10 protein-coding genes are annotated in these 12,983 nt (G+C 37.2%); 4 read left to right on the plus strand and 6 right to left on the minus strand.

Annotated features, from left to right (window positions below; all coding sequences use genetic code 11):
- Nucleotides 1-29: 29 nt before the first annotated feature.
- Together NYR30_RS05535 and NYR30_RS05540 are read right to left on the minus strand one after the other, a co-directional pair.
- Nucleotides 30-1,121, minus strand: a complete 1,092-nt coding sequence (locus NYR30_RS05535; protein WP_066104379.1) for an ElyC/SanA/YdcF family protein — start codon at nt 1,119-1,121, stop codon at nt 30-32.
- A 95-nt stretch (nt 1,122-1,216) separates the two neighbouring features.
- Nucleotides 1,217-1,843, minus strand: a complete 627-nt coding sequence (locus NYR30_RS05540; protein ID WP_302502256.1) for a GNAT family N-acetyltransferase — start codon at nt 1,841-1,843, stop codon at nt 1,217-1,219.
- Nucleotides 1,844-2,014: 171 nt separating this feature from the next.
- Between NYR30_RS05540 and codB the strand changes: the two genes are divergently transcribed.
- The 4 genes from codB to NYR30_RS05560 are packed head-to-tail and all read left to right on the plus strand — an operon-like array spanning nt 2,015 to nt 5,651.
- Nucleotides 2,015-3,235, plus strand: a complete 1,221-nt coding sequence (codB, locus tag NYR30_RS05545) for a cytosine permease (protein ID WP_302502257.1) — start codon at nt 2,015-2,017, stop codon at nt 3,233-3,235.
- A 15-nt stretch (nt 3,236-3,250) separates the two neighbouring features.
- Nucleotides 3,251-4,513 (plus strand): cytosine deaminase, encoded by a 1,263-nt coding sequence (locus tag NYR30_RS05550; RefSeq protein ID WP_302502258.1) that lies wholly within the window; start codon nt 3,251-3,253, stop codon nt 4,511-4,513.
- Between the two features lie 46 nt (nt 4,514-4,559).
- Nucleotides 4,560-5,180 (plus strand): NUDIX hydrolase N-terminal domain-containing protein, encoded by a 621-nt coding sequence (locus NYR30_RS05555; protein WP_302502259.1) that lies wholly within the window; start codon nt 4,560-4,562, stop codon nt 5,178-5,180.
- Between the two features lie 30 nt (nt 5,181-5,210).
- Entirely contained in the window at nt 5,211-5,651 is a 441-nt protein-coding gene (locus NYR30_RS05560; protein ID WP_302502260.1) for a nucleoside triphosphate pyrophosphohydrolase family protein, read from the plus strand.
- A 73-nt stretch (nt 5,652-5,724) separates the two neighbouring features.
- Here NYR30_RS05560 and NYR30_RS05565 read toward each other — a convergent pair whose 3' ends face one another.
- The 4 genes from NYR30_RS05565 to mukE all read right to left on the minus strand — a co-directional run bounded on the left by NYR30_RS05565 (nt 5,725) and on the right by mukE (nt 12,966).
- Nucleotides 5,725-6,342, minus strand: a complete 618-nt coding sequence (locus NYR30_RS05565) for a DNA alkylation repair protein (protein ID WP_302502262.1) — start codon at nt 6,340-6,342, stop codon at nt 5,725-5,727.
- A gap of 173 nt (nt 6,343-6,515) precedes the next feature.
- Entirely contained in the window at nt 6,516-7,700 is a 1,185-nt protein-coding gene (locus NYR30_RS05570; RefSeq protein ID WP_302502264.1) for an MFS transporter, read from the minus strand.
- A 56-nt stretch (nt 7,701-7,756) separates the two neighbouring features.
- Nucleotides 7,757-12,229 (minus strand): chromosome partition protein MukB, encoded by a 4,473-nt coding sequence (gene mukB / locus NYR30_RS05575; RefSeq protein ID WP_066112810.1) that lies wholly within the window; start codon nt 12,227-12,229, stop codon nt 7,757-7,759.
- Nucleotides 12,229-12,966: a chromosome partition protein MukE gene (gene mukE / locus NYR30_RS05580; protein WP_066112811.1), complete on the minus strand. Its 738-nt coding sequence runs from the start codon at nt 12,964-12,966 to the stop codon at nt 12,229-12,231. Before mukE ends, mukB begins: the two co-directional genes overlap by 1 nt.
- Nucleotides 12,967-12,983: the final 17 nt, after the last annotated feature.

Here is a 12,983-nt window from a genome sequence, read left to right on the forward strand (position 1 = left end):
CTAGCCAGTATCAACAGTATAACTAACAATTAATCACGTAAGACACCGCTATTAAACATTGGTAAACCAATCACAATTAAGCTATCACGATAAATACCAAGCAAATCTTTGGCAGTGATTTTTTGTAATTGATCAAGCGGTTTATCTAATGCAGCAACAGTTTCAAATGTGATACCTTGCGGACCTGACTCTTTTGTTGCTAATTCAAATAAAGTTTGCCCACGACGCACATGGCTACCTGAACTGATTAATACAGCATGTTTAATCTTATGATGCGCCAAAGCATAACGAGAGAATAACGCATTTTCTACTGTAGAACGCGCATAGTTATCTGCAAAAATACGATTAGCATTAACACCTTGTTCTACTAACCATTTTTTCATTAAATTGCCTTCAGTTTGATTATTTTTCGGTACACCGCCCGTTACGATAATTAAAGCATCAGGATTTTGTTTCGCTAATTCCAATGTTTTTTGTAAACGTTGAATTAAAATGTCGTGCATACTGCCATCTGGATTTAACGCATAGCCTAAAGTAATAATGGCATCATGATTAGTTAATTTAGTATCAGATTTATCAACAATCGGTGCTTTTGCTACTTTATCAATAGTGGCAAACATTTGTTTTAAAGTAGCCGCTTTTTCTGGTGCAATCTTTTCCAAATGTTGTAAATATTTTTGGCTGTCTGCTTCTGCACCTTTGTAACGATACCAGCTAGCTAGATACATATTGGTTTTTACATCATCTGGCGCAACTTCTAACGCTTTTTGATATAACTCAATCGCTTTATCCACATTACCGTTATAAATATTGGCATTAGCTGCACCTAATACAAAATCAATACGATATGGTTCTAATTGATGAGCAGTCAGAAGAATATCGGCAATTCTCTCCATATTGCTTGGTAATTTTGCAGTAAATCCCGCATCAGAAACCCGCGCTGGCGATTTTTGAATTTCCACTGCTTGTGCTAACAGATCATCAACCACTTGACGTTGATTCACTAATTGCTGATATTCCACTTGCGGCTGAACAACTTCCACTGCTTGAGTCGCTGCATAAACATTCCAAGTTGCAAATAACGAAACCGCAACAACAGTTAATTTATGAAATTTCTTCATAATAAATCTCCATTTTATTGACTTTAGAAATAAGGAACGCAGTATAAGAAAATCAATTAGAAAAAAATGTGAGGCAATTTACATTTCAATGATATCTACTTAGCTTTAATACCTAGTTCAATCAACAAGTTAGTATCCAATGCAGGAAACCAAATAACTGGCTCAGGGCGTTCTGGATGTTCCGCAATAAATTTTTCCATCCACACCATATTGTACCAACGCCCAAATTTATAACCGCATTTACGAAATTCACCAACGAAACGATAACCTAAATGAGCATGAAAATTTGCACTATTTTTGGTTAAAAACTCATCTTCTTGTTCTGGATAGCCAATACAAGCATTTAAATTAAAAATATTCTGTGCTTTGCAAATACGTTCTAATGCAGTGTATAACTTTTTCCCTAAACCTGTTTTCGTTTGATTCGCTTTTAAATAAATGGTTGTTTCAACTGCCCAATCATAAGCGGCACGCCCAACAAACGCACTAGTATAGGCATAACCCAAAATTTCCCCTGCTTGTTCTGCAACAATGTATGGATATTTGGTTAGAGTTTTACTCATTCTCTGTTCAAATTCTGCCAAAGTAGGTACTTCATATTCAAAAGTAATTGCGGTTTTTTCTACATAAGGTGCATAGATTGCTAAAATCTGTGGTGCATCATTCAGCGTTGCTACCCGAATTATCACATTACCTTGTTCTGTACTCGGTTCCGTACTCATCTTCTTCTCCTTGGTATGCTGTTGTTTGCTTTGATAATAACTATCCAATCTCGGCTTTTCAAATTTCTTATTTACTGATCTAACCACGTTTCATTCTTAGCCAGTTATCTCTATAATAAGCGCGCATTTATTTTTATTAAACACACATCATAAAACTAAGGAGTAATCTCTATGTCTGCTGATAACTACAGCCTAAAGCCTGTACCAGAATCTGAACGTAAAGGAATGATAGCCCTGACATTTGTAATGTTGGGGCTTACTTTTTTCTCTGCCAGTATGTGGACTGGCGGAACGCTAGGTACCTCATTAACTTACAACGATTTTTTTCTCGCCGTTATTGTCGGTAACTTAATGCTAGGAATCTACACCTCATTTCTTGGCTATATCGGTGCAAAAACCGGATTGACAACTCATATTCTGGCGCGTTATTCATTTGGCGTAAAAGGATCATGGTTGCCTTCTGCACTACTTGGTGGAACGCAAGTTGGTTGGTTTGGTGTTGGAGTGGCAATGTTCGCTATTCCAGTGAATAAATTTACTGGTATTGATGTCAATCTTTTAATTTTACTCTCTGGTGCTTTAATGACCATTACCGTCTTTTTCGGTATTTCTGCACTTACCGCACTTTCTGTTATTGCTGTGCCAGCGATTGCTATTTTAGGCGGCTATTCCGTTTATCTTGCTATTAATGATGCTGGCGGCTTAGCGACTTTACAACAATTACAACCGAAAGAACCGATCTCCCTTTCAGTTGCAATTACCTTAGTAGTCGGTTCCTTTATTAGCGCGGGAACTTTAACTGCTGACTTTGTACGTTTCGGTAAAAAAGCAAAATATGCCGTTTTAGTAACAATGATCGCATTCTTCTTAGGTAACTCATTAATGTTTATCTTTGGCGCAGCAGGTGCAGCAGTAAAAGGAATGGCAGATATTTCTGATGTAATGGTCGCGCAAGGTTTATTACTGCCAGCGATTATCGTTTTAGGGTTAAACATTTGGACAACTAACGATAACGCATTGTATGCCTCTGGTTTAGGCTTCGCGAATATCACTGGCGTTAGCAGCCGTATCCTTTCTGTCATTAACGGTATCGTTGGTACACTCTGCGCCTTATGGTTATACAATAACTTTGTTGGCTGGCTCACTTTCTTATCTGCAGCCATTCCACCAATTGGTGGTATTCTGATTGCTGACTATTTAACCCGCCGCCACTCTTATGCAAACTTTGAACAAGCACATTTCGTTAATATTAACTGGGCAGCTATCGTTGCCGTTGGTGTAGGTGTTGCTTGTGGGAAATTCTTACCAGGTATTATTCCTGTAAATGCGGTAATTAGCGGTGCTGTTGCTTATCTCATTTTAAATCCGTTATTACGCAAGAAATTTGCTTAAAGGAGAATATCATCTATGTTAATTAAAAATGCACATTTACCAGGTCGTGAAGGGCTATGGCAATTACTCATTGAAAATGGAAAAATTAGTAAAATTGCGACAAATGATCTTGAATTAACCACCAATGAAACAGTACTTGATGCGGAACAAGGAATTGTTTATCCGCCATTTATTGAACCACATATTCATTTAGATGCAACGCAAACTGCGGGACAACCAAATTGGAATCAATCAGGAACTTTATTTGAAGGTATCGAGCGTTGGGCAGAACGCAAATCAATGTTAAGCCATGACGATGTAAAACAACGTGCTTGGAAAACCTTAAAGTGGCAAATTGCCAATGGGATTCAATTTGTGCGCACCCATGTTGATGTTTCTGATCCAACATTAACTGCATTGAAAGCAATGCTAGAGGTAAAACAAGAGGTTGCGCCTTGGGTCGATTTACAAATTGTTGCTTTCCCGCAAGAAGGTATTCTCTCTTACCCAAATGGGGAAAAATTACTAGAACAAGCGATGGAAATGGGCGCCGATGTCGTCGGTGGTATTCCGCATTTTGAATTTACGCGTGAATATGGTGTGCAATCAATGCATATTGCCTTTGATGTTGCACGTCGTTATCAAAAGCAACTGGATATTCATTGCGATGAAATTGACGATGAACAATCTCGTTTTGTTGAAACTGTGGCAGCGCTTGCCTTGAAATATGAAATGGGCGATCAAGTTACCGCCAGCCATACTACGGCAATGCACTCTTACAATGGCGCATATGCTTCTCGCTTATTCCGCTTATTAAAGATGTCTGGCATTAATTTCGTTGCCAACCCACTCGTTAATATTCATCTGCAAGGACGTTTTGATACCTATCCAAAACGTCGCGGTATTACACGTGTAAAAGAGTTATTAGAAAGTGGTATTAATGTTTGTTTTGGACACGATGATGTGTTCGATCCTTGGTATCCATTAGGCACTGCCAATATGCTGCAAGTATTGCATATGGGCTTGCATGTCTGTCAATTAATGGGCTATGGACAAATCAATAACGGCTTAGACTTAGTAACTAGTAATAGCGCAAAAACATTAGCAATTAAAGACTATGGTATTCACGAAGGTAATACAGCAAATCTCGTTATTTTACCGGCAGAAAATGGCTTTGATGCGGTACGTCGTCAAGTACCAACTCGCTACTCTATTCGTAATGGTAAAGTGATTGCGGAAACTAAACCGACACAATCTAAAATCTATTTAACTGAAATTGAATTGATAACTTATCGATAATAAACGAGTATCAATAGATATTCTCTTCTGAAAGTAGGTGGATAACATGCAGACAAAAGAAAAATGGTTAAATTGGGCAATAGAATTACAAAGCCTAGCACAAGCAGGACTTGCTTATGGGAAAGATAATTACGATCTCGAGCGATATCAAAGAATTAGAGAAATTGCCGCAGAAATTATTGCCCAACATACCGATCTCTCTTTTGCCAAAGTTACCGATCTATTTTGTAACGAAACTGGTTATCAAACACCTAAACTCGATACTAGAGCAGCTATTTTTCAAGATGACAAAATTCTGCTAGTTCGTGAAAATAATGGCGATTGGTCTTTACCTGGTGGCTGGGTTGATGTGAATACCTCAATTAAAGAAAATACCATCAAGGAAGTAAAAGAAGAAGCCGGTTTAGATGTTACTGCTGATAGGATTATCGCAGTACAAGATCGTGCTAAACATAACTTACCGCTTTATGCCTATGGTATTTGTAAAATTTTTGTACTTTGTTCGGTCATTGGCGGACAATTTAAGCAAAATATTGAAACTACCGAATCTGCCTATTTTTCAGAAGATAATTTACCTAAATTAGCTACGGAGAAAAATAATGAAGCACAAATTAAGATGTGCTTCTCTGCTTATCGGGATAAAAATTGGGTTACCCTATTCGATTAATACAATTACTAACAACTTAAGGAGTACCAAATGGATAAACAAAATGAATTACAACGCACTTTAGACTGGTTTAAAGAAGCAAAACCTAATCCTGAATTAAAAGATCTCTGTACGCAAATTGGTTGTCATTTTGAAGAAGTAGTCGAAATGCTTGATGCATTAGGCCATTCGGAAATGGCACATAATCTTGAAGTCCTCGCGAACAGTTATAAACAAAAACAGCAAATGGATCACCTCGCTCAGCTCTCCCATGAACATAAAATTGAAGTCTTAGATTCTCTTGCCGATCAAGTTGTTACCGCTACTGGAGTTGCTTATATGGCTGGTTTCGATTTTTACTCAGCTTTTGCAGAAGTGAATAACTCCAACTGGTCAAAATTCGAAAACGGTAAAGCCACTTTTGACGAAAATGGTAAAATCAAAAAAGGCGCAAACTACTTCAAACCGGATTTAGCAAAATTTGTGAAATAGGTATCTAAAAGATATTCCAACTCATTTAGCTGACGTAAAAGCGTCAGCTATGTTGTTGATATATTAAAAATCTTCACACAATCAGCTTGCTTGCCAATTTATACACTTGCTTGATTTCCTTACTGTCTAAATGCCAGTTATCGAGTTCAACTTTCACTAATTCTGGGAACTTCTTACTAATATCTCTTAAAGCATTTCCAACCGATTTTCTAACATACTCACTTGTATCCCTTTTTAAGCCGGCAATTCTTTCAATAGCTTCATTTGGATTTTCTTTAAAATATGGTCTATTTGTCCATATTCTCAAACCCTCTATAACTGCTCTCCTTGTATTGGGATTAATACTTTTTAACCAATCATCAATAACTGGAAGCGCATTGTCATAGCCTATTTTATGGCAAAATTGATCAAACGCCTTTGCTAATACTTCTTGAACTCTCCAATTATCATCTTTAGAAATTTCATCTCTCATAAACATCAAAATTTCTTCATCTGCTGATAGGTACCCAAAAAGAAATACACCGTACATTCTTACTTGATATACATTAGATTTATATGCTAGAAACGCTAGTTTCTTTGCTACATCCTTATCATTAGATTTATAATCGGTAAAAGCTCTATTTTCTTCCTCTTTAAAACCATTCTCTATTAAAAAAAATTCTTGCTCTAAATTCAAAATATATTCTTTCAATCGAAATATCCCTCTTATATTTACTTATTTTAAGAATTCTCATCTATATTATTTAAAAATAAACTTTTCATGATGTGCTATTCTGATTAAGTCACTCATCTGCAGATTCAATACTAAAAAAATAAGCCTATTCTTATTTATTAATAATAATAGTAAAACACCATTAAATTACTTTAAATTTGATATTTATTAATATCCAACGTATATAAAAACATGGCAACTGTTAATACTACTAAACAAATTAAAGTAGCATTAACGCCTAAATAATTAATTAGATAACCAGCTAATAATCCCGCTATTGCCGTAAATATCTTAATAATCAAACCACTTAATGCCGAAATTCTTGATATATAATTTTGCGGCATTTCATTAATAGTATAAACGTTATAACATACGTTCCAAATGCCGCCCAGAATAGCTTTAAAGACAAAAAAGAGAAAATAACCTAATGGTGATGAAAACAGCATAAAGCCAGCAAAAATAGCAATACGCAAAATATTAACCATCACCACCAATCGGTTTAAGCCAATTATTTTTAATAAATAAGATGCACAAAGACTACCAATAATCCCACCAATTCCTAAACCAGAGAGAATATAGCCGGTAATATCAAAACCTACTGCGGAAGTAGTCAATTGATAAATAATGGTCAAATATAAAATCGGATGTAAAAAATTATTAATGGCTGTCAATATGACCATCTTCATAAACAGCGGCTTATTATTTAGCCATAACATACCCTCTCTTATACTGGTTAAAAAATAAGTAACCCTGCGTTTTTCTCTAATAAATTGCGGTTCAACTAATGTTAATTGAGTTAATAACAATATCGATAATAAAGAAACAATTAGCATAAATAGATAAGGCAAAAGAAAATATGCAGAAATTAGCAATCCACAAAGTGTTGGCGCTAATAGCTGGACTGCTCTTGTCCTAATTTCATATTTACTTAAAACAGCAGTGGAATCTTGATTTTGTAACAACATTTTTAATGCAGCAGGCTCTGCAATTTCAGTCATAGTCGCAAATGTACCAAACAGAAAAGCAGTTAATAAAATCCAAAAAATTGTCTGCTCAGGCTGCATAAAATAGAGTAACAAAATAAAAACGATCACAATCAATGTTCTAATTATTTCATTTTGTAGCAATAATGGCTTTTTATGACGATATTCTATGCTTGGTGCCAGAAACAGTTTTACTAAGATCACCGGCGCTAAAAACGCAAAAGTACACCAGCTAGCTTCAACAGCGGAATAACCTAATGATAATACTGTTAATGGAATTGCTAGATGAAAGATTTCAATGCTCAGCAATGTTGAAGCTGAGCTAATTAAAAATAAGGAAAAATTTCTATTCATCTATTTTCCTTTAGTTGAGATAAAAAATGCGGCTAATTGCCGCATTTCTTCAATAATTAATGTGTGGTGCCAAATCCTTTCAAACCAACAACGTGGACAAACTCTTGGTTATGAGCAATTTTCCGCACTAACTTATAAGTTGTTCCTTTCTCTGGACTAATATTCTCTGGTGCCGCAATTAATAACTGCATATCCAAACGATCACAAAGTTCAAATAAGGTAGAAATAGATTTCGCATCTAAACGTGCCGCCTCATCGAGGAATAATAAACGACAAGGTACAACATCTTTACCACGCAGACGGCGAGATTCTTCTTCCCAACTTTGTACCACCATCAGTAAGATTGACATACCAGTACCAATCGCTTCCCCAGTAGATAACGCACCACTTTCCGCACGCAACCAACCATCTGCACCGCGGAAAACTTCCACTTCAAGATCAAGATAATGGCGATAATCCAGCAACTCTTCACCAATTGTTTGCGGACTACGTTGCCCCATATCAATATGTGGATTTAAACGTTGATAAAGTTTCGCTAACGCTTCTGAGAAGGTTAATTTATTGTTATTAAACAGATCTTCATATTCCGCTTGTTTACCTGATAAAGCATCCAGCAACATTGCGTGGGTATCACGAATATTCACCACTAAACGTACACTCTTCACTTGTCCAAAGGCGATATTTTGCAAGCCTTGATTCAATAAACGAATACGATTTTGTTCACGTTGAATCGTCTTACGCATAATATTAGCAACACTATCCGCACTAATTGCCAATTTCTGTTCACGACTGGTAAGTTCTTCGGTTAAACGAGAAAGTTCCACTTCCATTTGCTCAATCGCATCAATCGGATCATCGGTTTTCAAAATATCTTGACGGATACGTTCACGCAAATGTTGATATACAGCAATAAAGAATTTTACTTTATATTCAGGTTTCGCTGAATTTTCTGATAAACGCAACGCATCACGTAAATATTCATTATCAGCAACCGCATTACGCAATGCCCCTAATGCCTTATCCGACATTGAACGCAACTCTTCAGCAGAAAGATAAGCCAACTCACGACGGTGTAAACGTTTTTCCACATCACTATGACGAGATAGACGTTGTACTGCACACCAACTCACTTTCGCTGCTACGACAACTTCACGTTGTGCTTTATAATCACGTTCCAACTTACGTAACGCTTTCGTTAAGCTATCAGTTTCGTTTTCTAACACCGCTAATTGAGTTTCTAAATAGTTATAACGCTGACGATTAACAGAAAGTTGTTGATACAACTCATCACGACGATTTTTCGCACGTACTTCTGCATCAGCATCTACTTTCACCCCTAATTGCGCCACTTCTTGCAACAATTCATCTAATGTTTGTTGTTTAATCTCTTTGGAAGTGGTTAATCCTGTTAATACTTGTTGATATTGCGATAACTGATTTTGCGCTTGAGCTAACGCTTGACGTTTTTGTTCACGTTGTTGCTGCATTTGTTCTAAGCGTTCACGCAGACGTGTACTAAGTTCAGATGTTTCTAATTCCACACTTTCTTGATAGCTAAAATGCGGTAAGCGGCTTACGACATCAGTAATCGCAAATAAGCGTTGTTGCACTTGCTTTTGTAATTCAACTGCACGCTGATATTCCGCTTGTAAACTGTCGTGTTGTTCAGGATCACTTTGCAATGCTGCTGCGATTGGCTCTAATTGTTCAATCCAAGCGCCTTTTTGACGTACAAACATTGCGGTTTCTTCCGCAACTTCTAACTGTGCCTGATACTCCTCAATTTGTTCAAGTAAGCTATCTTCTTGTAATAATGCTAAATTTGGCAATAACTTATTCAGTTGTTGCAATTGCTGACGTACTGACGCTAATTGATTGCGTAACTGTTGTTCTTGATCAGTAAATTTTGCTAATTCACGATCAATATCATTGCGTTGTTGCTGTGCCTCACGCATTAATTCTTCTGGGTCAGCTTCAAATGCTAATGCTAAATGACTACCAACAAACTGACTTAATTGTTGATGCAAACGCTGGCATTTTTGTACATCAAATGAAACTTGTGCAAACTGCTCTGCCACTTCATCACGTTGTTCACGTAACGTTTCCAAATGTTTTTCACGTGCTGCACGACCAAATAACGGAATTTCAGGGAAAGTAGAATAACGTAATTCACGTTGCGATACTTGTACAACTACCCCGCAATCAAGCTCTTGTGCCGATAATACACTGTCATCAAAGGAATTCGGATCCCCCTCAATTAAATACAAATCATCAGGGCAATCTTGTAAATCTTGCAATAATGGTTTTACCGCTTCGAGATCACGCACCACAATGGCGTGGCGTGCTGGTCCATATAATGCTGAGAAATAAGGAGCATCACTAATATCAACATCATCATATAATTCTGATAACAATACCCCACCAAATTTTTCCGCTAACTGATTCAAGCGTGGATCTTCTGAGCCATCTGGTTGTGTTAAACGTAAGATTTGTTGTTCAAGATCTTGTTTTTTCGCCTCCAACTGATCACGTTGGATAATCAATTCCCGCTCTTTGGTTAATTGCTGCTGCATAAAATCCATTACACTTTGCGAGCTATGGAACTGTTGATTCACTTGCTCTTGGATTCGTTCTAATGCCGCCTGAGCTGTTAGCCATAACGGTGCTTTTTGCGTATTTTGTTGATAAATCGCTTGATAATGGTCACGTTGCTGACGTAATGCTGATCGTTCTTCAATTAAGCTATTTAAACTTTCTTCCAATGCTTCACTACGATCTTCTTGCTCTAACGCATAACTTTCTAATTCATCTGCAGTTTGCAATGTACGTTGGCTTTGTTGATTAAACGCTGCTAATTGCTGTTGTACGCGCTGTTGTTGTTCCGCTTTGCGTTGTAAATCAGACAATTTTGCTTTCAAATCATTGGCTTGTTGCTGTTGCAATTTTTGCGTTGGATAGTCACGTAAAATCTGTTTTGCCTCTTGCCACGCTTCTGCACGACTGACATCACCTTGAATTTTGCAAACTAATTGATATGCCTTATCAAACTGGCTTTTCGCGATATCAACTACCGATAATTTTTGTTCTAACTCTAAGACTCTTTCTGTTAAAACCTCAGCTTGCTCTGAAAATTCTGCTTGATATTGTTCAGCATTTTCTGGCGTTAAACTATTAATACCAGTAATATTTTTAGCTTTCTCTAAGGTTTGAATCGCTTGTTGGTATTGCACGCCTCGTGTTTGTTGTGCATTTAGCGCCTGTTGGTAATCCGTTAATTGATCACGAATTGCTTCGATTTCTTCTTCGATAACCTCAACACTCTCTTGTTGCTCTGCTAAGGTAATTTGTGCTTCTTCAACAATCCCTTGTTGCTCTTCAATTTTATCGGTTAAATCTGCAACGTCTTCTTGATAACGTTCGATTTTTTCTTGATGATTTTGTGCATTCACCACTAAATTGTAGTGATCATTTGCCCCTTGATAATCAATTTCTAAAGTCTTTTCAGCCTCTTTTAATTGGCTAACTTCACGACTATATTCAACAATATTATGTTGCGCTAAATTGAGGTCTTGTTTTGTTTTAAATAGTTCGTTACGTTGTCCCAATAAAGTGTCGATATTGTGACGTCTTTCATTAGAATGACGCATATAATCGGCAGCCACATAATCGGTAGATTGTGTAATCAAGTGTTTAAAGAGGTCGCGGTCTGCTTGCGTTACTTTAATCGCTTCCAAAGTCATGCGATTTTCACGCAATGCTATTTCCATATCTTGGAAAGCCTTTTTCACACCAACATTTTCCGGCAATAAGTAATCCCGCAATGAGCGTGTGATTGCTGATGAAATCCCGCCGTAAAGTGAAGCTTCAATCAATTTATAAAATTTATTACGATCGGAAGAAGAACGCAGACGTTTAGGAATAATCCCCATATCAAACATAAAGCTATGATAGTCGGCAACTGAATGATACTGTTTAAAGCTACCACCTAAACTTTCCACTTTATCTTTCACTTCAGGTAAACCAATCACTTTAGCTTGCGTTTCCGAAATTTTATCGGTAAAGACTTCTGTTGGCGAAATGGATAGCGCCAAACCTTGAATTGAGAATGCTTTGATATCTACTTTACGATCACGCCCAGCAATTTGCTGCAAACGCACGCCCACTAACGAACGCTGACGTTGCGAGTTAATCGTATCCAAAATGGCATAACAAACACCCGGACGCAATTTTCCGTATAAACCTTTATCTCTTGAACCACCTGAAGCTCCCGCTTCTGTGGTATTGCGGAAATGCAATAACGTTAAATCAGGAATTAATGCAGTAACAAATCCCGCCATTGTCGTTGATTTTCCCGCACCATTTCCTCCAGATAAGGTAGTAACTAATTCATCAAGATCAAACGTACGTGCAAAAAAACCATTCCAGTTAATCAAGGTTAGCGAACGAAATTTACCTCGTTCTGCCAGTGCATTCACACTAGCTGTTGTTACTTGTTGAGGTTCTAATGTTTCAATTTCTAATTCCGCCATTATGCTTCCCCTTCCTCAAAATTATTTTCGTCTGACTCTTCACTATCGTCCGTATCAAGATCTTGATCCTGTTCATTATCCAATTGTAATGATTCAGGCGTCGCAATTTCTCCCTCACGAATCAAACGTAATTGCGCTGCTTGTAAATCTTCTCCACTACGCACTTCCGCACCAAAACGGAATACAGATTCAGAGATAATGAATTTACCACTATGCTGATCACCGACAGTTTGCAACATTCCCAAACGACGTAAACGGCTAATTGCCGCACGCACTTTTTCCGCTAATTTTTGTTTATCTAAATCTGAACCACTAGAACGTTGATTAACCGCTTTTAATAACTTATTTTCATCCGCTAAATTTAACAATTCATCATAAACTTCTTGTACCGTAAAAATGCCTTGTTGTGCTAAACGTTCTGGGCTGAGATAGAGATAACACAATACTTTACCGACTAGCATTTCCAATTCAGACAATACACTTCTGGCAATTAACGTCGTTGCTTTTGGACGCAAATAGAAAAAGCCTTCTGGCGCACGAATTAATTCAACATTATAACGACGATAAAACAGCTCCAGTTCTGTCTGAAAATCTAACAGAAAAGCGTGTGGATCTAACTGATCAATACTAATATGACGTCCAGAACGTAATTGGCTATCAACAACAGGAAACAGTGGATTTGCGATTGCAGTTGCCAATTTCGCTGGAATAGGTTCGTAAGGGGTAGTTTCACTCATAATTATTTCGCTTTATT

Source organism: Gallibacterium salpingitidis (genome assembly GCF_030517105.1).
Taxonomy (GTDB): domain Bacteria; phylum Pseudomonadota; class Gammaproteobacteria; order Enterobacterales; family Pasteurellaceae; genus Gallibacterium; species Gallibacterium salpingitidis.